Origin of the sequence: Nocardioides carbamazepini (genome assembly GCF_024614185.1) — a bacterium.
In the GTDB taxonomy this organism is placed as follows: domain Bacteria; phylum Actinomycetota; class Actinomycetes; order Propionibacteriales; family Nocardioidaceae; genus Nocardioides; species Nocardioides carbamazepini.
In genome coordinates, this window is the sequence record NZ_JAHTLF010000018.1 from 281,448 (window position 1) to 300,739 (window position 19,292).

Genomic DNA, 19,292 nt, shown 5'->3' on the forward strand with positions numbered 1-19,292 from the left:
TTCTGGTCCGATCCGATCGGCGAGGATGGCGAGTCAACGGGCGGAAGTGGCAACTCAACAGGTCAGATGTGACGACTCAACAGGTCAGAAGTGACGACTCAACGAAGGGAGGTGTGCGATGAGTGACGACGGGATCCGGTCCGACTGGGCGACCAAGGACTTCTACAAGGAGCTCGGGGTCGCGAAGTCGGCGACGCAGGACGAGATCAAGAAGGCCTACCGCAAGCTCGCGCGCGCCAACCACCCCGACTCCCACCCCGACGACACCGTCAAGCACGACCGGTTCAAGGCGGTGGCCGAGGCGTACGACGTCATCGGGGACCCCGACAAGCGCAAGAAGTACGACCAGGCCCGCGAGCTGTTCGGCCGCGGCGGGTTCCCCGCGGGGGGCGGCTTCGGCGGTGCGGGCGGGTTCGGTGGCGGGGTCAACGTCGAGGACCTGCTCCGGGACCGGGCGGGTGGTGGCGGAGGCGGGTTCGGTGACCTGTTCGGTGACCTGTTCGGCGGTGGCCGGGGTCGGGCGCGCGCTCCTCGGGCCACCCGCGGCGCCGATCTCGAGACCACCGCGACCATCGGGTTCACCGAGGCGCTCGACGGCGCCACGGTCTCGCTGCGGGTCAGCTCCGACGGCGCCTGCGCGACCTGCCACGGCACCGGCGGCAAGCCCGGCACCCAGCCGCACGTGTGCCCGACCTGTGACGGCAGCGGGTTCGTCACCGCCTCCGTCGGCGGCGCGTTCTCCATGAACGAGACCTGCCCGACGTGTGGTGGCCGCCAGCTCGTGTACGACGACCCGTGCCCCACCTGCCTCGGCTCCGGCCTGGGCCGGTCCACCCGGACCATCCAGGCGAAGATCCCGGCCGGGGTGAAGGACGGGCAGCGGATCCGGCTGCGCGGCAAGGGCGTCCCGGGTGAGAGCGGCGGTCCCGCCGGAGACCTCTACGTCACCGTCAAGGTCACCGGTCACCGCGTGTTCGGCCGCAAGGGGGAGCACCTCACGGTCGACGTACCGGTCTCGTTCGCCGAGCTCGCGCTCGGGGCCGAGATCAAGATCCCCACCCTCGGCGGCGCCCCGGTGACCCTCAAGGTCCCGGCCGGCACGCCGAACGGGCGCACCTTCCGGGTGCGCGGCAAGGGCGCGGCCAAGGCCGACGGCTCGCGGGGCGACCTGCTGGCCACGGTGGAGGTGCAGGTGCCGAGCAGTCTCGAGGCCGACGCGAAGGAGGCCCTCGAGGCGTACGCCGCCGCGACCACCGACACTCGGCTCCGGTCGGGCCTGTTCGCGGGCGAGGCCGGCGGGGAGCGAAGCGACCGACGCCAGGACGCGAACTGATGGTGGGCCGCGACGTGCCCGGAGGGCCGGGACCGCTCGGCCCCCCGGGCGAGGACGAGGCTGTGTACGTCATCAGCGTCGCGGCCCAGCTCAGCGGCCTGCACCCGCAGACCCTGCGGACCTACGAGCGGGTGGGGCTGATCACGCCCGGTCGCACCGGCGGTGGCGGCCGGCGGTACTCCTACCGCGACATCGAGCGACTGCGCGAGATCGCGCAGTTGACCGCGTCCGGCATCGGCATCGAGGGCGTCAGGCGGATCCTCGACCTGGAGAACGCCGTCGCCGCGCTGCGCGCCCGCAATGCCGAGCTGGTCGCCGAGCTGGAGGCCGCCCACGAGGCGCTCCGGCAGGCGGCCGCCGCGCGCCCCCCGGTCCCGCGCAGCAACCTGCCCGCCCTGCCCGGCGCCACCGTCGGCCAGTCCGTCGTGGTCTGGCGCCGCAACCCCTGACCTCGTCGGGGAGGGGCGCCCGGTTGCTGTGACACCGTGACCTGAGATCTCCGGGGCGGTTGTCCCCACAGGCGTTAACCTCCACCCGTCGGGACCGTCCGCGGGCTTGAGGCGCGGCGGACGCCACGGGACGAGAGGTGCGTGTGGACGCAGTGCTGGACTGGCTCCGGGATTGGGCCGACCACGTCGACTGGTTCGCGTTCGTCTCCATCCCGTTCTTCACCGGGATCATCGGCTGGCTGATCAACTGGTCCGGGCTGTGGATGCTCTTCAAGCCGATCAACTTCCACGGTTTCCGGGTCCCCGGTCTGCGGGAGGTGGCCGGTGTGCTGCCGCGCAAGCTGCAGGAGATCCCCGGCTGGATGGACGGCGGTCTCGGTTGGCAGGGCATCGTGCCCGCCCGCGCCGCGAAGATGGGCAGCATCGCGGTCGACAAGGTGATCGCCAAGCTGGGCACCCCGGCCGAGTTCTACGCGCAGCTCGAGCCCGACCAGATCGCCGAGCACATCGTCAACGTGTTCCGCCCGGACCTGCCGGCGCTGGTCGACGACGTGATGAAGCGTGAGCACCCCCGGCTGTGGCGCGACCTGCCCCGCCCGGTGCGCCAGGCGGTGATCGACCGGGTCCAGGCGCAGCTGCCCGGCGTGGTCAAGACGATCACCGACGAGATCGGCGTCCACATCAACCAGCTGCTCGACCCCAAGATCATGGTCATCGACCACTTCCGCAAGAACCCCGAGCTGGTGGTCCGCGTCTTCAAGGACGTGGGGCAGCGCGAGCTCAACCTGATGGTCGCCTTCGGCTTCATCTTCGGCTTCCTGCTCGGCGTCCCGGTCGCGATCGTCGATCAGACGTGGCACATCTGGTGGCTGCTGCCGCTGCTCGGAGTCGTCGTCGGCTGGACCACCAACCTGCTCGGCATGTGGCTGATCTTCGACCCGCCGGAGGCGAAGCGGATCCTCGGCATCAAGGTGCAGGGCCTGTTCCTGCGGCGCCAGGACGAGTGCGCGGAGGTCTACGCCCGGATCATCGCCGAGGACGTGATCACGCTCGAGCGGATCGGCGACTTCCTCATGGACGGCCCCCGAGGGGACCGCACCCGGCAGATGATCGCGACCGCCATGCGTCCCGCGATCGACAAGGCCGCCGGCCCGCTGCGGGGCGCGGTCAACGTCGCGATGGGCGGGCGGAGGTACGACAGCATCAAGGACTCCTTCGCGAAGGAGGCGGTGGGTCGCACCATCACCCCGTTCCGCGACCCGGGCTTCAGCAAGCAGCAGTCCGAGAAGATCCGGGTCCTCATCGCGCGGCGCACCAAGGAGCTCGCGCCGAAGGACTTCGTCGAGATGATGCGGGCCGCGATCAAGGAGGACGAGTGGATGCTCTACGCACACGGCGCGATCATGGGCGCCGCCGGTGGCTTCCTCCACCTCGGCATCTTCAACTGGGGTTGGATACCCGGGTTCCCGCCATCATGAGCATCGGAAGGCAGACATGACCGAGGACCTCGACAAGGACGGCCTGCCACGCCTGCCCGCGCTGACCGGGCCCGCGATGGCGGAGTCGCTCCCCGGCCTGGCGCGGGTGGCCGGCTCGGCGGCGCTGCACACCGCCGGCTGGGGCCTGCGTACGACGACGCGCAACTGGATGCGGGTCGGCCGCGCCGTCACCAGCCGCGACGAGGCCGCCTCGCTCATCCGCGACGTCGGGTCGTACGTCGGCGCGCTCGGCGAGGTCGCCAAGCAGGTCTCCGACGGGGTACCGGTCGCGACCGCCCTGCTGCGGGCCGGGGAGTCGCTCGGCGGCAGTGCCGACCGTCCGCGCGAGGTCGTGGCCGCCCCGGTGGTCGACGGCCAGGTGCTCGCCTCGCGCTCGCAGTCGCTGCGCGATCGCGGCAACGACCTGCTCGAGCGCTCGCGCGACGTGTGGAGCAAGGACGACCGGCACCCGGCCTTCGACCGGATCCTCGACGAGCTCGCCCCCGACGAGGCGCGGATCCTCGTGATGCTGCTGCGCGACGGCCCGCAGCCGTCGGTCGACGTCCGCACCGGCGGCCCGATCGGCATGGTGAGCAGCCAGCTCATCGCGCCCGGGCTCAACATGATCGGTCCGCGCGCCGGCCTCCGCTACCTGGAGCAGGTGCCGTCGTACCTCAACAACCTGTTCCGGCTCGGTCTGGTCTGGTTCTCCCGCGAGCCGGTGCGCGACCACCTGGAGTACCAGGTCCTCGAGGCCCAGCCCGACGTGCTCGCCGCCATGCACTCGGTGAAGTTCGCCAAGGTCGTGCGTCGCAGCTTCCACCTCACCCCCTTCGGTGAGGAGTTCTGCAAGCTGGCGCTGGTCGACGAGGTGACCGCCGCGAGCGCCGACCTGCCCGAGCACGAGGCACCGCCCGACATCGACGCCTGAGCCGGCGGGTCGAGCCGTTCAGCTGACGATGCGTCCGCCCGCGGCCCGCCACCACGCCGCCGCCTGCCGTACGGTGACCGGCAGGTGCTTCGCGGACGCCAGCTCGGCCAGCTCCGGCTGCTGGGACATCCCGGCCGCGAACATCGCCTCGTAGCCGATCTGGTCGTCGCGTGCGGCGAGCTCGCGGAGCAGGTCGCTGTCCAGCGCGACCCCGGCGAAGCCGCAGATGCTCAGGCCCGCCCCGCGCAGGACCTGGTCGTCGGAGGCCAGCCACGGCCCGGGATCTGCCGTGTCGAAGGGGATCATCAGGTTGGCGAACGCGAAGGCCGCGCCGTGCCGTGTGGTCTCGTCGGGGCCGTCGAGGGCGGACCGGCAGATCAGCTCGCGGACGTCGTCGGCGAACGGGGAGGCGACGAGCAGGAACGACGACGTCGTCACGTGGGTGGCGCGGAAGTCGTAGAGCACCTCGAAGAGCAGTCGGGCGAGCATCGCCTCCCCGGCGCGGGTGTCCGCGATCTCGGCCGCCAGGGTCGCGGCGTAGGTGAAGTGGCGGTTGCGCCGGGTCCGGGTCCAGGCGGCGGCGCGCCGCGGCTCGACCAGCTCCTCGGTGAGGCTGGCCCGGACCGCCGCACGGAACTCGGGAGGGCAGCAGGCCAGGGTGGAGCTGAGGATCGGCTGCCGCAGGGTGTCGCCGACCGCCGCGTCGCACGCGGCGGCGAAGACGGGGACCAGGGGGAGCCAGTCGGCCCGGCGCAGGCCGCCGACGCTGCGCATGTTCTGGATGCCCAGGCACGCGGCGCGCGCGATCACCCAGGACTCGTGGGTGAGCAGCTCGCCGCACCAGGCGACCAGATCGGACGTCGGGTACTCGGTGACGGCGCTCAGCAGGTCGGCCGGGCGCCGCATCCCGGGCTGCTCGACGGCCTCTCGCACGACCTCGGCGACCAGGGCGGCGTACGGGCTGCAGCGCAGCTTGCTCAGCGCTTCGTAGCGCAGCTGGTAGCCGAGACCCGCCGATCGCCCCACCTCGTCGACCAGGCGGGCGAGGAGGGGGCGGATGGTGTGGGTGTCCATGCCGAAGGGGGTGCGGACGTGGTACTCGGCGAAGCGCAGCCAGTCGTGGGCGCTCGGCCGGCCGGACCCGACGGCGTCGACGGCGGAGGTGAAGCCGACCAGGGTCGGCTCCGGGGCGTACGGCTCCGTGTCGACCGGTGCATAGGAGAAGGTCCGGCAGAGCACGTCGATGGGTGCCCGCAGCTGCCCGTGGGGGAGACCGAGCGCCTCCTCGTACGCCGCGACCACGACCCCGCTGCGTCGGCCCGCGGTCTCGACGCGGGACAGCGTCGCCGCCGAGAGCCGGGTGCCGTTGCCGGCGCGGCCGGCGAGCTCCCGCAGGGGCACCCCCGCCATCACCCGGCTGATGCGCAGCAGCCACCCGATCCGCGCCGCGACGTCGATCCTCGCCCCGGCGAGTGGGGTGGGGTCGTCGATCTCGTCCGTGTGCCGAGCCACCCGGCCATGCTGGCACCGGCGGCCGTCCGCGGCGCGGAAACGGATTGTTTCGCCCGAGGCCCGAGACGAAACAATCCGCGACCGGCGGTGGAGCCGTGCGACCGTCGTCCCAGCGCGGTCGGCCGTGGTGCCGGCGCGATGTGGGGTCGCGTCCTACTCCGGGGACGAGGAGGACGGCCCGGCCGACCGCTGCGACTCGTGGTGGGCGGGTGGGCCCGAGACCCGTGTCCGCCCACCACGTCCACGTTCGGTCCACGCTCGGTCCACTCTCGGTCCACTCTCGGTCCACTCTCGGTCCACTCTCGGTCCACTCTCGGCTCGGCCCCGCACCCGGGCCCTCTGCCGGCTCCCCGCCGCCGTCCTCGCCCTGCCCTGCCGGACGGCCACGGCCCGCGCCCGCCCGGGAAATTCCCAAAGTTGAGTGGAACAGACTCAACTTTGAACGCGTTGTTCTGGTGACCGGCCGGAGGGAATCCGGCCAAGATGGAGCCAACCACTCTGGAGGAGCCGTTACATGAGCCAATTCGGGGCCGACAAGTTCACCACGCGCAGTCGCGAGGCGATCGAGGCCGCCCAGCTCGCCGCCACCACGGCGGGCAACACCACCGTCGAGCCGATCCACCTGCTCGTCGCCCTGCTGCTGCAGGAGGACGGCACCGCCGCCCATCTCGTCGCGAAGGCGGGGGTCGACGTGTCCGCGCTCGTGCACGCCGCCTCGACCGCCCGCGACGCGCTGCCCCGCGCCAGCGGTGCGACCGTCCAGCAGCCGGCCGGCTCGGCCGCGCTGACCCGCGTCCTGGCCTCCGCGTTGGACCTCGCCCGGTCGATGACCGACGAGTACGTCGCGACGGAGCACCTGCTCATCGGTCTGGCTACCGTGGAGTCGCCGGCGCAGAAGCTGCTGGCGGATGCGGGTCTGTCGGCCGACGTCCTGCGCGAGTCGCTCACGGCGGTCCGCGGCAACCGCCGTGTCACGTCCCAGGACGCGGAGGCGACGTACGAGGCGCTGGAGAAGTACTCCGTCGACCTCACCGCCGCCGCCGAGGAGGGCAAGCTCGACCCGGTGATCGGCCGTGACCAGGAGATCCGCCGGGTCGTCCAGGTGCTGTCGCGGCGCACCAAGAACAACCCGGTCCTCATCGGCGAGCCCGGCGTCGGCAAGACCGCCGTCGTCGAGGGCCTGGCCCAGCGCGTGGTCGCCGGCGACGTCCCCGACTCCCTCAAGGGCAGGCGGGTGCTCTCGCTCGACCTGATGGGCATGGTCGCCGGCGCGAAGTACCGCGGCGAGTTCGAGGAGCGACTCAAGGCCGTCCTCGACGAGATCAAGCAGTCCGAGGGTCAGGTCATCACGTTCATCGACGAGCTGCACACGGTCGTCGGCGCGGGTGCCGGCGGCGACTCGCAGATGGACGCGGGCAACATGCTCAAGCCGATGCTCGCGCGTGGTGAGCTGCACATGATCGGCGCCACCACGCTCGACGAGTACCGCGAGTCGATCGAGAAGGACCCCGCCCTGGAGCGCCGCTTCCAGCAGGTCTTCGTCGGCGAGCCCTCGGTCGAGGACGCCATCCAGATCCTGCGCGGCATCCAGGAGAAGTACGAGGCGCACCACGGGGTGCGGATCACCGATGCCGCGCTGGTGGCGGCCGCGACCCTGTCCGACCGCTACATCACCGGCCGTCAGCTCCCCGACAAGGCGATCGACCTCGTCGACGAGGCGGCCTCCCGGCTGCGGATGGAGATCGAGTCCTCCCCGGAGGAGATCGACCAGCTCCGCCGCCAGGTCGACCGGCTGAAGATGGAGGAGTTCGCGCTCGCCAAGGAGTCCGACGACGCCTCGCGGGACCGGCTGGAGGTGCTGCGCGCCGACCTCGCCGACAAGGAGGAGGAGCTGCGCGGCCTGGAGGCCCGCTGGGAGCGGGAGAAGTCCGAGCTGGAGGGCGAGGGCGCGCTGCGCCGGCAGCTCGACCAGCTCCGGAGCGAGGCCGAGCGGCTGCAGCGTGAGGGCGACCTCGGCGGCGCCAGCGCGATCCTGTACGGCCGGATCCCCGCGCTGGAGCAGCAGATCAAGGCCGTCGAGGCGGTCGAGGACACCGAGTCGCCCGACGAGAAGCTCGTCGGCGAGGAGGTCGGTGCGACCCAGATCGCCGAGGTCGTCGAGGCCTGGACCGGCATCCCCACCGGCCGCCTGCTGCAGGGCGAGACCGCCAAGCTGCTCGACATGGAGCTGGCCATCGGCGCCCGCCTCATCGGGCAGGCCGATGCGGTGCGCGCCGTCAGCGACGCCGTACGCCGGGCGCGGGCCGGGATCTCCGACCCCAACCGGCCGACCGGGTCCTTCCTGTTCCTCGGCCCGACCGGTGTCGGCAAGACCGAGCTCGCCAAGTCGCTGGCGGACTTCCTCTTCGACGACGACCGCGCCATCGTGCGGATCGACATGAGCGAGTACGCCGAGAAGCACTCGGTGGCCCGGCTCGTCGGTGCCCCTCCGGGCTATGTCGGCTACGACCAGGGCGGCCAGCTCACCGAGGCGGTGCGGCGGCGTCCCTACTCGGTCGTGCTGCTGGACGAGGTGGAGAAGGCCCATCCCGAGATCTTCGACGTCCTGCTGCAGGTGCTCGACGACGGCCGGCTCACCGACGGACAGGGCCGCACGGTCGACTTCCGCAACACGATCCTGATCCTCACCTCCAACCTGGGCTCGCAGTTCCTCGTCGACCCGTCGCTGTCGCCGGAGGCCCAGAAGGAGTCGGTGATGGGTGTGGTGCGGCAGGCGTTCAAGCCCGAGTTCCTCAACCGCCTCGACGAGATCGTCACCTTCGACGCGCTCTCTCGCGACGACCTCGCGCGGATCGTCGAGCTGCAGCTGCGCTCCCTCGAGGCGCGGCTCGCCGCCCGGCGGATCACCCTGACCGTCACTCCCGAGGCGCGGCAGTGGCTGGCCGACGTCGGCTACGACCCGGCGTACGGCGCCCGGCCGCTGCGTCGGCTCGTCCAGACCGCCATCGGCGACGCGCTCGCCCGGCTGCTGATCGGCGGCGAGGTCACCGACGGTGGATCCGTCAGCGTCGACCGGGGCGAGGACGGACTGGTGCTCACCAGGTGAGATGCGCCCGGTCCGGCACCTGGCCCGAGTGCGCCAGGTGCCGGACCACTGGTCCTCCTCGGTCAGCGGACCACGCGTAGCGTGATGATCGTCGCCGAGGCGAGGGTGGTGGCGTCACCGCCGTAGAGGAGCTGGACGGTCCGGGTGCCGGTCGTCTTGAACCTCGGCAGCCTGACGGTGGAGGTGCCGTTGGCGAGGGACCGGACCTTCGCCTTCTTCCCGAAGGCCTTGACCCGCACCGTCCCGGTGGGCACCCCTGCGGGGGAGGCCACGGTGACGGAGAGCGTGGCCCTCTTGCCGACCTTCACCTTCTTCTTGAGCTTGGTGACCGAGATCGAGGAGTCCGTCTTGACCGGGTCCTCTCCTCCCGGCTTCACCACGGGCGCGTCGGTGAACGGGACCGGCACCTTCACCGCGTCGGTGAACGCCGCGGCGTTGCGCGCGGTGTCCTTCGCGAGCGCCACCAGGCGGACCGACCTCGCGCCAGTGTCGCCGCCGTACTGGTAGCGGTCCATGAAGATCGTCCCCTGGTAGGTGCCCGGCGCGGTCTCGGTGAGCGTCAGCTCGTCGCCGTTCGCCGTCAGCCAGAGATCGTCGATTCCTGACGCGTCGCTCGTGGTGACGGTGACCGCCAACCGGGGAGTGGGGCCGGTCCAGTCCACCTTCTGCACGTCCACGCCGAGGGCCGGAGCGACGACGTCGCCCCTGTTCTCGGGCCGCTGGGCGTCGTCGGTGGCGAGCGTGACGACGTCCTGGGGCAGCGCCGGCGTCCGTGGAGCCGGGACCTGGTTGTGGGTCGCCTGCTCGTAGTCGTAGGCGATGGAGAGCAGGTCGTTGTCGGTATACGGCGTGCCGACGAATGTCACGTTCATCGGCATCTCGATGTCGGCCAACAGGCCCATCGGGACCGAGACACTGGGCAGGCCGAAGACACGCATCACGTGATCGGTCGCCGAGCGCCCGACGCCGTAGCGGTGGGCGGCGGTGTTCGACGCGACGTTGATGTCGGCGTCCGCCTTCCCGATGTCGGCCACCGCGGGGAACGCCAGAAGGTCCAGATCGTTCTCGACCAGCCAGCTGTCGAAGTCCTCCTCACGGGTCCTGTTCCAGCCCTCGATCGTGTCACCGAGGCCCTCGACCGCGAACAGGTCCGACGGCATGCGGGTCCGGATGGCTTCGATGCGGTTGGCGTAGGAGTTCGCCGTCGCGGCCGGATTGGCCGGTAGCCGGCTCGGATACGGGAACACGGTGGCCGGGTCGACCGCCGTCCAGGACGGATAGGCGGGGTCGTTGTTGGACTTGAGGAACTTCTCCATCCAGAAGGATGCGTAGTCGCCGGTCTCGAGGCTGCGCCACGCCGCGGGCACGTAGCCGCGGGTGTACATGCTCTCGGCACCCGGCCGGTCCTCGAAGTAGTTCTCGACCAGGGGGAAGTCCACCTCGACCACCTCGGCGCCTTGAGCACGCAGGTCGTCGGCGGTGCGCTCCCACAGGTCGATCACGGAAGGGCGGGTGTCGATGGGGGTCGTGGTCTCGACGTCCTTGTTGAGGTACATCCGGGGTACCCCGATGCGCTTGCCCTCCAGCGCGGCGGTGTCCTTCAGATCGAGGTACGACTCGGGGCGGACGTCCTCGATGTCGGGGAGGTCGACGAAGGGCTGGGTGAGCCAGAAGTCCCCGTCCGGGCGCGCGTCCTTCTTCGCGATGACGTCCAGGACCGTCATCGTGTCCTCGACGGTGCGGGTGTGCGGCACGATGACGTCGCGAGTCGGCCAGAGCGGCGCGTTTCCTCGGATCGAGAGGAGCCCGCGGGACGGCGTGTACGCGATCAGCCCGTTGTTGGAGGCCGGCGAGCGTCCGGATGAGACGGTCTCCTCGCCCATGCCGAAGGTCGCGAAGTTGGCTGTGGTCGAGGTGCCTGAGCCGTTCGAGGAGCCCGATCCCCAGGCGGCGGTGAGGTACTGCGGGTTGTAGGGGCTCTCCGCGCGCCCGTACACGCCTCGCTGCATGCCGCCGTTGGCGATGGGCGGCATATTGGTCTTGCCGATGAGGAGACCGCCCGACTCGCGGATCTTCGCCACCGCGAAGGCGTCCTCGTCGGCCACCAGATCCTTGAAGGCGGGTGAGCCCGAGGCGACGGTCAGCCCCGCGACCTTGTAGCTGTCCTTGACGGTGAACGGAATGCCGTGGAGCGGGCCTCGGACCGTCCCCGCCGCCCGGAGCGCGTCCATCTGCGCCGCTTCCTCGAGCACCGCGCCGTTCTCCACGACGATCGAGTTCAGATTGATGCCGCCTCGGTCGTACTTCGCCGCGCGGTTGAGGTAGATCGCGGTCAGCTCGACGCTCGTCAGGGTCCCCGACTCGAGGGCCGCCGCGATGTCCGCGATGGTCGCCTCGTTGACGTCGAAGGTGGATGGGCCGACGGCCTGCGTGGGGTCCTCGTTCGCCTGAGCGAGCGGGCCGCCCGAGACGAGAGCTGCCCCCGCGCTCAATGCGACGCCCGCCGCGACAAGGCGCCGACGCACCCTTCGCCGAGACCGCCCCGTCGGGTCGCCGGCCTGCGCGGACATCGGTCCGCTGGATGTCTGGTTCATGCTCCTCCTCGGGTTGCCGAGCCTGTGGGCCGGGCAGGGCCATCCGATCGAGTGGGCGTTTCCATGCGGATGCGTTGCGGAGAAGGTCCGGTGATCTCAAATGAGACGCGGCGCCCAGGGGTCGGTGAGTCACCCGGCAAGCCACGGGCACGCACCGCCGGGCCGGGCCTACGGCGCAGCCCGTCGCCGACGGGTTGAGACCAGCTCAGGCCCGTCTGGTGGAATGGACCCATGAGCGAGGAGCAGCAGCGGCCGGGACAGGCGACGCTGGCGGGCGCGCTGATCATCGGCGGCTCGGTGTTCGTGGTCCTCGCCGCCTGGCAGCGGGTCTCGACGCTCCACACGTTGGAGGTGCAGGAGGAGCTCCAGCGGTTCCTGACCGAGCCGATGACCGGCGACCTCGGCATCAGTGTCGACACCCTCGCCACGCTGGTCCGGATCCTGTGCCTGATCGGTGCCGGCGCCGCCACCGCGTCGATCATCCTCGGCGTCCAGGTGTTCAAGCGCTCGGCGAGCGCGCGGATCGCGCTGACCGCGCTGTCGCCGCTCCTGTTCCTCGGTGGCCTGGCCACGGCCGGCTTCCTCGCGCCGATGGTGCTCGCCGGCATCGCGCTGCTCTGGCTGCAGCCGACGCGGGACTGGTACGCCGGCCGGCCCTGGATCCAGCGCTACGAGGAGCGCCGGGCCGCGCGGCTCGGCGGGCTCCGGCCGCCGAACACGTCGGCAGGCTCGCCTGCCGCACCTCCTGCGCCCCCGTCCGCCCCGCACGCGACCCTGCCGACCGGAACGCAGCAGCCCATCGGGTCTGTCCCGCCGATGCCGATGCCGAGCTCGGAACAGCGCCCGCACCGCGGGGTCCGTCCCCGGGCACTGGTCACGGCCTGCTCGCTGACCTGGCTGACCTCGGGCTTCGTCCTCGTGGTGCTGGCGGTCCTGGCGGCCGTGGTGCCCTCGCAGAGCGACGAGCTGTACGCCGAGATGCAGCGTCAGCAGCCGCAGATGATGAAGGAGTCCGAGCTCGGCGAGCAGGACCTGGTCGTGGTCCTCTACCTGTTCCTCGCCGGGCTGATCGTGTGGGCCCTCGCGGCAGCCGCACTCGCCGGACTGGCGTTCGCCGGCCAGAACTGGGCCCGGATCACGCTCGCCATCTCGGGCGCCGGAGCCGCCGTCGTCGCGCTGGCGCTGTCCCTCGGGGCGTGGCCGCTGGTCGTGCTGGTCGCGGCGATCGCCGGGGCGATCTGGCTGCTGCTGCGCCCCGAGGTCGGTCGCTGGTACACGGGCCGCTGAGCCGGCCGGGGGAGCCGAGTCGGCCGGACAGGTCAGCGCCGGAGGTCGGACGCCACGAGCCGGCGTACCGCCTCGGCGATCACCTCGGGACGCTTGCAGAACGCCCAGCGGACCAGGTGCCGGCCGCTGCCGGGCGCGTCCGGGTCGTCGTAGAAGACCTCTGACGGGATCGCCACGACGCCGGCCCGCTCGGGCAGGGCGCGGCAGAAGTCGCCGCCGCTGGCCCAGCCGAGGTCGCCCACGTCGGTGGTGGCGAAGTAGGTGCCCTGGGGGAGGTACGTCGTCAGGCCGGCCGCGCGCAGTCCCGCGACGAGCTGGTCGCGCTGCTCCTGGAGGTCGCGGGCGAGGGCGGTCGGGAATGCGTCGCCGGCGTCGAGCGCTGCGGCGACCGCCGGCTGCAGGGGAGCGCCGGAGGTGAAGGTCAGCCACTGCTTGGCCGCCGTCACGGCCGCGACGAGCTCGGCGGGCCCGGTCGCCCAGCCGACCTTCCAGCCGGTGACCGACCAGGACTTCCCGGCGCTGGACAGGGTCAGGGTCCGCTCGGCCATCCCGGGCAGGGTCGCGATCGGCACGTGCCCGTGCCCGTCGAAGGTGAGGTGCTCGTAGACCTCGTCGGTCACCACGATCAGGTCGTGCTCGATCGCGACGCGGGCCACGGCCGCCAGCTCGGTGGCGTCGAGCACCCGCCCGGTCGGGTTGTGCGGGGTGTTGAGCAGGATCAGCCTGGTCCGCGCGGACACGGCGGCCTCGAGCTCGGCCGGGTCGAGCCGGAAGTCCGGTGCACGCAGCGTCACCGGGCGTCGTACGCCGCCCGCGAAGTCGATCATCGCCGGGTACGAGTCGTAGAACGGCTCGAGCACCACGACCTCGTCGCCCGGGTCGACGAGTCCGAGCAGGGTGCCGGCGATCGCCTCCGTGCAGCCGGTGGTGACCACGACCTGCCGGTCGGGGTCGAGCTCGATGCCGTAGTGACGCTGCTGGTGGCGGGCGATCGCCTGGCGCAGGGCGGGGACGCCGATGCCCGGTGCGTACTGGTTCGCGCCGGTGTGGAGCGCGGCGACCGCGGCCTCGATGATCACCGGCGGACCGTCCGTGTCGGGGAAGCCCTGGCCGAGGTTGACCGCGCCGGTCCGGGCGGCGAGGGCGGACATCTCGGCGAAGATGGTCTCGCCCATGCCGGCGACGCGACGGGCTGCTGGATGGGGCACGAGACCCGACCCTACTGCCGGAGGATCTCCCGGAAGTCGAGCTCCACGTCGTCGTGTCCCGGGACGGCGACCATGGTGGTCGGCGTCGCCTCGCTCACCCGCGCGACGTTGATCCACGCGCCGTCGGTGAGCTGGTTGACCTCGATCGACGGCTCGCCGTCGGGGTCGACGACCCAGTACTGCGTGATGCCGGCCGCGGCGTACTCCGGCGCCTTGCGGAGCAGGTCCTCGCTGCGGGTCGTCGGGGAGAGGATCTCCACCACGATCAGTGGTGGTGCCTCGGTGCCCTCGATCCACGGGCCCTGCGGGGGCTGGACCGTGAGCGCCAGGTCGGGCCGGCGCATGCGGTTGGCGGGCAGCATCGTGTCCGCCTCCGTCCCGCCCCACAGGTCGGGGAAGTGGGTACGGAACCAGTAGGCGAGCTCGTACTGCAGCGACGCATGTCGCGAGACGGGAGCCACGGTGTAGATCACCGCCACTCCGTCGACCCACTCGGACTTGGGCTTGTCCGGCAGTGAGCGGAACTCGTCGAACGACATCGGGACGCGCTCGATGCCGGGAGTGTCGGCCAGCAGGGTGGTGGACATGGCTTCCCTCGCGAGATGAGACGGCAGCGCGGACACATCGGTGCTCCTTCCATGATGACCCGAGAGCGGGAGGGAGGCCAACGATGTCGGAGACGCCCGACATGAGCCCGCGTTCTCCACAGACGCCCCGGAGGGAATAGCCTCAGCAGTCGTGACGACCACCGACACCGACCTCGCCGCCGACATCGACGCCACCTGCCGCCTCACCGGCGAGTTCGTGCTCCGGTCCGGCCAGGTCAGCAACGAGTACTTCGACAAGTACCTCTTCGAGGCGGACCCCCAGCTGCTCGCCCGGGTCGCCCGCGAGGTCGCGCAGCTGCTGCCGGCCGACGCCGAGCTGCTCGGCGGCCTGGAGATGGGCGGCATCCCGATCGCGACCGCGGTCAGCCAGCTCGTCGGCCTGCCCGTGGTGTTCGTCCGCAAGTCGGCCAAGGAGTACGGCACCGCCAAGCTCGCCGAGGGACCGGCGTACGACGGCCGCCGGGTGGTGCTGATCGAGGACGTGATCACCACCGGCGGCGCGGTCCGCGACGCGACGAACGCGCTGCGCGCCGGTGGTGGCGTGGTCGAGACGGTGATCTGCGCGATCGACCGCAGCCCGGCCGGGGAGAACCCGCTGGCCGACGTCGACCTCGAGGTCCGCGCGGTGCTGACGAAGGCGGAGCTGGACCGGGCCCGGGCCGACGCCCAGGCCTGATCCGCCCAGGCCTGATCCGGCCAGGCCTGATCCGGTCCGGCCTGATCCGCGCTCCGGCGGACCGGGAGGGCTCAGCCCTCGGTGGGGGCGCCGGCGATGTTGACCAGCCAGTCGACGCCGTACTTGTCCCGCAGCATGCCGAAGCTGTCGCCCCACGGCGCCTGGGCCAGCGGCTCGTGGATGGTCGCGCCGTCGGAGAGGCCCGCCCACCAGGCACGAAGGGTGTCGCCGTCCTCGGCGGGGCCGCTGATGCTGACCTGCTGGGTCTGCGGCTCTCCGGGCACGTGGGAGGGGTGGTCGGCGCCCATCAGGAGGACCGAGTCGGACACCGCCAGGGCGGCGTGCATGACCCAGTCGGCCTCGCCGGCGGCCTCGGCCTCGGCCGCCGCGGTGCCGCCCATGTCGGCGAAGGTCATGACGCTGAGCTCGCCGCCGAGGACCGACTGGTAGAACTCCATCGCCTCGCGGGCCTGGCCGCGCCAGTTGATGTAGGGGTTGAGGTTGATGCTCATCGCTGCTCCCGGTGTGTCGTCGTGGACTCGATGCCGGGAAGACTGTCACCTCAAGGTGAATTCATCGCTCCTCGGCGACCGAGCTCTCGATGGCGGGCTCGACGGGACTCTCGACGGGACTCTCGACGGGACTCTCGGGGGAGCTCGCGAGCGCCTTGCGGCGCTTGACGGCCGGCCGCTTGTGGCGCCACCACTCCCAGGCGAGCGGGACCGCGGAGAAGGCGAGGATGGCGAGGGTGACGTAGTCGATGTTCTCGCCGAGCGCCGGGATCGCGGCGCCGAGGAAGTAGCCCAGCAGCGTGATCGAGACGACCCACAGGACGGCGCCGATCGCGCTCCAGGTGAAGAACCGGCGGCGCTCCATCATGGTGACGCCGGCGACCACGGTGATGTAGGTGCGCACGAACGGCACGAACCGGCCGATCACCAGCGCCTTGTTGCCGTGCTTGTCGAAGAACGCGCTGGTGTTGTCGAAGTACTTCTTCTTGAGGACCCGGCCGTCGCGCTCGTACAGCGGCGGGCCGAGCTTGCGGCCGATCTCGTAGCCCGCGACGTTGCCGGCGAAGGCGGCTATCACGAGCAGGGTCATCGCGATGACCAGCTCGACGGGCTCGTTGGAGATCCCGACGACCGAGTAGCCGGTCTTGTTGCTGCCCGCGATGAACAGTCCGAGCGCGAACAGCAGCGTGTCCCCGGGCAGGAACGGAAAGAAGAGGCCGCACTCGACAAAGACGATGGCGATCGCGATCCAGATGAACATGGTGCCGTACTCATGCTGCAGCCACTCGGGATCGAGCCACTTGATGCCGAGCAGCATCGGCACGACGAGCGGGGTCGCGACCAGCGAGTTCACGGCGCCACGCTACCCGCCACCGCCCAACGAGGTGATCGATAGGGTCGGGTTCGTGGTCGAGGAGGAGCGGGCGCCGTACGACCCGATGCCCCACGGACAGCCCGAGGTCGGGGTCGGTCCGTGGCCCGGGCCGTGGCCGGAGGGCCCCGGCAGCCACGTGTACGACGAGGCGCTGCTCCGCGACGGTGACCGGCGCAATGTCGTCGACCGCTACCGGTACTGGACGGTCGAGGCGATCGTCGCCGACCTCGACCGGCGCCGGCACGGCTTCCACGTCGCGATCGAGAACTGGCAGCACGACTTCAACATCGGCACCATCGTCCGCTCCGCCAACGCCTTCCTCGCCGCCGAGGTGCACATCGTCGGCAACCGCCGGTGGAACCGCCGTGGCGCGATGGTGACCGACCGCTACCAGCACGTCCGGCACCACCCGAGCGTCGCCGAGCTCCATGCCTACCTGGCCGCGACCGGCGTCCCGTTGCTCGGGATCGACAACCTGCCCGGCTCCGACCACCTCGAGACGATGGTGCTGCCGGAGCGGGTCTGCTTCCTGTTCGGCCAGGAGGGCCCCGGCCTCTCGGAGGCCGCGCGGGAGGCGTGCGACGGCACCTTCTCGATCGCCCAGTTCGGCTCGACCCGGTCGATCAACGCCTCGGCCGCCGCGGCCATCGCCATGCACTCCTGGGTCCGCCAGCACGCCGATCTCGGCAGCGACCGGGCCTGGCGCGGCTGAGCCGCAGGACCGGGCTCAGGAGAAGGAGGCCAGCGACGCGACGACGAGCGTGCCGTGCAGACAAGCCCCGAGCAGCACCGTGATCGCGCCCACGACGGCGACGACCGCGAGCGGAAGACGCCGCGGCCGGACCCGGTTCAGCTGCCGGACGAGGAGGGGGATCGTCCAGGCCATGGCCAGCAGGGTGAACGGCCACACCGCGGAACGCCAGAACCACGGGTCGTCGTGGGGGAGGTACAGCGCCCATTCCGGTCCGTGTTCCCGGAACGGGTCCGGCAAGAAGGTGGACTCCGACCGAGTGACGGTCGCGACGCGCACGGCCGGCAGGACTCCGGCCACGCACAGCGCTGCCGTGGTCGCCCAAGCGGTCCAGCCGCGCAGCTCTTGGCCGCGGAGCAGGCCGATCGTGCCGACCAGCACGAGCACGCCGGCCACACCCACGGCGAGGGAGGTGCCCAGCCAGAGCAGCTCCTCCGTGGTCGAGTCTGCCGACCACAGGTACGCGAGATGGTGGCGCGCCCGGAACCAGCCGACGGCGTACAGGGCCGAGAGCACGACGAGGCCGACACCGACCGCGACCCTGGCCCAGCGCATCGTGACCTCCTCGCGTCCTCCGTCCCCGCCGGGCTGCGACGGGTCGCGGGCCAGCATGTCAGCCCGTCTCGACCTCCGCCAGATGTCCCCGCAGCGCGGCCAGGCCGCGCGAGGTGTGGCTCTTGACCGTGCCCTCGGAGATGCCGAGCTCGGCGGCGACCTCGGCGACCGGGAGCCCCAGCCAGTGGCGCAGCAGTACGGCGGCCCGCTGCTGGGCGGGCAGCTCCTGGAGCGCCGCGACGAGCGAGTCGCGGTCCTCGACACCGAGTCCGGGGGAGGCGGGGACGTCGGGAAGGGAGTCGGTCGGGACCTCGCGCCGGACGGCGCGCCGGGACTCGTCGATGGCGGCGTTGAGCAGGATCCTGCGGACGTAGGCGTCCTCGGTGCCGTTCCGCGAGACCCGCGGCCAGGCGACGTAGAGCCGGACCAGTGCGGTCTGCACGAGGTCGTCGGCGCGGTGCCAGTCGCCGCACATGCCGTAGGCGATCCGGCGCAGCCGGTCGCGGCGGACGGTGGCGAACTCGACGTACGCCGCCTCGCGTTCGGCGCGCCTCACCGGCCGGTCCGGAGGTACTCGACGAAGCCGGCCATCGTGCCGCGCTCGTCGGCCGCCGGATAGTCGGACTCGACGGCCAGGAGGGTCAGGTCGTCGGCCCGATGGGCCACGCCCCACACCTGCTCGGAGCCGACCCGCAGCCGGACCGGAACGCCGTCGGCGAGGAAGGGCAGCGGGCCACCCTGGCGGACCAGCCGGACGCCGTACCGGGCCGCGAGCCGGCCGTCGTCGTCGAAGGCGACGAGCTGGTCGGTCGAGCCGGTGAAGAGCAGGTCGGCCTGGTAGGCGACCCACGTGTCCAGGTCGGGGAAGACCGTGCTCGCCTCGGGATCGGCGACCCCATCGCCGCTCTGCGAGGCGCTGCTGCCGTCGTCCTCCGTCCCGGACTTGTAGACCAGGACCCAGGTGTCCTGGTCGCCGTTGCGGACGGCGAGTGCCGCCGACGCGACGATGCGGGAGTCGGCGTCGAGCGCACTGCCGGTGATCGGCTCGTTGACGCGGTCGACCACGGTCCAGTCACGTTGAACGAGCAGGTCACCCGTCCGGGCGTCGTACCCGACGGGGAAGTCGGCGGGCAGGTCGCTGGTCGGGTGGAGGTCGTCGGTGCGGACGCCGGCGGCCGCCGCGACCGGGACCGACCGGTCCCGGCCCTGCTCGCCCAGCGGCCCGGTGGCGCTCCACAGGGTGCCGCCCGCGACGAGTGCCAGCGCCAGGCCCGCGGTCGTCACGGCCAGCCGCCGGCGGCGTACGGCGCGGCGGCCGGCGCCGATCGTCGTGCCGATCTCGAAGGCGGGGGGCGGGGTACGCCGCTCCCCGAGCTCGGCCTGCAGCCGGTCGATGATGTCCTGCACGGGTCCTCCGG

At 71.7% G+C, this 19,292-nt stretch carries 17 protein-coding genes; 8 read left to right on the forward strand and 9 right to left on the reverse strand.

What is annotated here, in order from left to right; translation table 11 throughout:
* Positions 1-118: 118 nt before the first annotated feature.
* The 4 genes from dnaJ to KVF89_RS20110 all read left to right on the forward strand — a co-directional run bounded on the left by dnaJ (position 119) and on the right by KVF89_RS20110 (position 4,191).
* Positions 119-1,333, forward strand: coding sequence for a molecular chaperone DnaJ (gene dnaJ, locus KVF89_RS20095; protein WP_257428048.1), 1,215 nt, complete (start codon positions 119-121; stop codon positions 1,331-1,333).
* Positions 1,333-1,782, forward strand: coding sequence for a heat shock protein transcriptional repressor HspR (locus KVF89_RS20100; protein WP_257428049.1), 450 nt, complete (start codon positions 1,333-1,335; stop codon positions 1,780-1,782). The genes dnaJ and KVF89_RS20100 overlap by 1 nt, the downstream gene beginning before the upstream one ends.
* Before the next feature lie 143 nt (positions 1,783-1,925).
* Positions 1,926-3,260 carry a DUF445 domain-containing protein gene (locus tag KVF89_RS20105; RefSeq protein WP_257428051.1) on the forward strand — a complete coding sequence of 445 codons (1,335 nt, stop codon included), beginning with the start codon at positions 1,926-1,928 and terminating at the stop codon, positions 3,258-3,260.
* 16 nt (positions 3,261-3,276) lie between these two features.
* Positions 3,277-4,191 (forward strand): Abi-alpha family protein, encoded by a 915-nt coding sequence (locus tag KVF89_RS20110; protein WP_257428053.1) that lies wholly within the window; start codon positions 3,277-3,279, stop codon positions 4,189-4,191.
* Between the two features lie 18 nt (positions 4,192-4,209).
* Here KVF89_RS20110 and KVF89_RS20115 read toward each other — a convergent pair whose 3' ends face one another.
* Positions 4,210-5,703, reverse strand: a complete 1,494-nt coding sequence (locus KVF89_RS20115; protein ID WP_257428055.1) for a hypothetical protein — start codon at positions 5,701-5,703, stop codon at positions 4,210-4,212.
* Between the two features lie 514 nt (positions 5,704-6,217).
* Between KVF89_RS20115 and clpB the strand changes: the two genes are divergently transcribed.
* Entirely contained in the window at positions 6,218-8,809 is a 2,592-nt protein-coding gene (gene clpB, locus KVF89_RS20120; RefSeq protein WP_257428056.1) for an ATP-dependent chaperone ClpB, read from the forward strand.
* A 62-nt stretch (positions 8,810-8,871) separates the two neighbouring features.
* On the opposite strand, the gene KVF89_RS20125 is transcribed toward clpB, so the two are convergent.
* Entirely contained in the window at positions 8,872-11,403 is a 2,532-nt protein-coding gene (locus KVF89_RS20125; protein WP_257428057.1) for an amidase, read from the reverse strand.
* A gap of 231 nt (positions 11,404-11,634) precedes the next feature.
* Between KVF89_RS20125 and KVF89_RS20130 the strand changes: the two genes are divergently transcribed.
* Entirely contained in the window at positions 11,635-12,690 is a 1,056-nt protein-coding gene (locus tag KVF89_RS20130; RefSeq protein ID WP_257428059.1) for a hypothetical protein, read from the forward strand.
* A 32-nt stretch (positions 12,691-12,722) separates the two neighbouring features.
* On the opposite strand, the gene KVF89_RS20135 is transcribed toward KVF89_RS20130, so the two are convergent.
* Positions 12,723-13,898: a pyridoxal phosphate-dependent aminotransferase gene (locus tag KVF89_RS20135; protein WP_257428060.1), complete on the reverse strand. Its 1,176-nt coding sequence runs from the start codon at positions 13,896-13,898 to the stop codon at positions 12,723-12,725.
* Between the two features lie 11 nt (positions 13,899-13,909).
* Positions 13,910-14,485 carry a Uma2 family endonuclease gene (locus KVF89_RS20140; RefSeq protein ID WP_257428062.1) on the reverse strand — a complete coding sequence of 192 codons (576 nt, stop codon included), beginning with the start codon at positions 14,483-14,485 and terminating at the stop codon, positions 13,910-13,912.
* A 151-nt stretch (positions 14,486-14,636) separates the two neighbouring features.
* Here KVF89_RS20140 and pyrE point away from each other — a divergent pair, with 151 nt between their 5' ends.
* Positions 14,637-15,182, forward strand: coding sequence for an orotate phosphoribosyltransferase (gene pyrE / locus KVF89_RS20145; RefSeq protein ID WP_257428064.1), 546 nt, complete (start codon positions 14,637-14,639; stop codon positions 15,180-15,182).
* Positions 15,183-15,253: 71 nt separating this feature from the next.
* Here pyrE and KVF89_RS20150 read toward each other — a convergent pair whose 3' ends face one another.
* Positions 15,254-15,694, reverse strand: a complete 441-nt coding sequence (locus tag KVF89_RS20150; protein ID WP_257428066.1) for a VOC family protein — start codon at positions 15,692-15,694, stop codon at positions 15,254-15,256.
* 61 nt (positions 15,695-15,755) lie between these two features.
* Positions 15,756-16,547 (reverse strand): DedA family protein, encoded by a 792-nt coding sequence (locus tag KVF89_RS20155; RefSeq protein WP_257428067.1) that lies wholly within the window; start codon positions 16,545-16,547, stop codon positions 15,756-15,758.
* A gap of 85 nt (positions 16,548-16,632) precedes the next feature.
* Here KVF89_RS20155 and KVF89_RS20160 point away from each other — a divergent pair, with 85 nt between their 5' ends.
* Complete coding sequence (locus KVF89_RS20160) at positions 16,633-17,280, forward strand: TrmH family RNA methyltransferase (protein ID WP_257429159.1); 648 nt, start codon at positions 16,633-16,635, stop codon at positions 17,278-17,280.
* A gap of 15 nt (positions 17,281-17,295) precedes the next feature.
* On the opposite strand, the gene KVF89_RS20165 is transcribed toward KVF89_RS20160, so the two are convergent.
* From KVF89_RS20165 to KVF89_RS30470, 3 genes are read right to left on the reverse strand one after another with little or no spacing between them, the layout of a single operon-like run.
* Positions 17,296-17,874 (reverse strand): hypothetical protein, encoded by a 579-nt coding sequence (locus KVF89_RS20165; RefSeq protein WP_257428068.1) that lies wholly within the window; start codon positions 17,872-17,874, stop codon positions 17,296-17,298.
* Positions 17,875-17,932: 58 nt separating this feature from the next.
* Positions 17,933-18,430, reverse strand: coding sequence for a SigE family RNA polymerase sigma factor (locus tag KVF89_RS30465; RefSeq protein WP_257428070.1), 498 nt, complete (start codon positions 18,428-18,430; stop codon positions 17,933-17,935).
* Positions 18,427-19,281, reverse strand: coding sequence for a hypothetical protein (locus KVF89_RS30470; protein ID WP_257428072.1), 855 nt, complete (start codon positions 19,279-19,281; stop codon positions 18,427-18,429). Before KVF89_RS30470 ends, KVF89_RS30465 begins: the two co-directional genes overlap by 4 nt.
* Positions 19,282-19,292: the final 11 nt, after the last annotated feature.

What these genes read in the sequence shown, in the direction of transcription:
- KVF89_RS20150 (WP_257428066.1), bottom strand. Translation starts at nt 15,694, where the DNA reads ATGAGCATCAACCTCAACCCCTACATCAACTGGCGCGGCCAGGCCCGC.
- clpB (WP_257428056.1), top strand. Translation starts at nt 6,218, where the DNA reads ATGAGCCAATTCGGGGCCGACAAGTTCACCACGCGCAGTCGCGAGGCG.
- KVF89_RS20165 (WP_257428068.1), bottom strand. Translation starts at nt 17,874, where the DNA reads ATGCGCTGGGCCAGGGTCGCGGTCGGTGTCGGCCTCGTCGTGCTCTCG.
- KVF89_RS20125 (WP_257428057.1), bottom strand. Translation starts at nt 11,403, where the DNA reads ATGAACCAGACATCCAGCGGACCGATGTCCGCGCAGGCCGGCGACCCG.
- dnaJ (WP_257428048.1), top strand. Translation starts at nt 119, where the DNA reads ATGAGTGACGACGGGATCCGGTCCGACTGGGCGACCAAGGACTTCTAC.
- KVF89_RS20100 (WP_257428049.1), top strand. Translation starts at nt 1,333, where the DNA reads ATGGTGGGCCGCGACGTGCCCGGAGGGCCGGGACCGCTCGGCCCCCCG.
- KVF89_RS20160 (WP_257429159.1), top strand. Translation starts at nt 16,633, where the DNA reads ATGCCCCACGGACAGCCCGAGGTCGGGGTCGGTCCGTGGCCCGGGCCG.
- KVF89_RS20110 (WP_257428053.1), top strand. Translation starts at nt 3,277, where the DNA reads ATGACCGAGGACCTCGACAAGGACGGCCTGCCACGCCTGCCCGCGCTG.
- KVF89_RS20130 (WP_257428059.1), top strand. Translation starts at nt 11,635, where the DNA reads ATGAGCGAGGAGCAGCAGCGGCCGGGACAGGCGACGCTGGCGGGCGCG.
- KVF89_RS20140 (WP_257428062.1), bottom strand. Translation starts at nt 14,485, where the DNA reads ATGTCCACCACCCTGCTGGCCGACACTCCCGGCATCGAGCGCGTCCCG.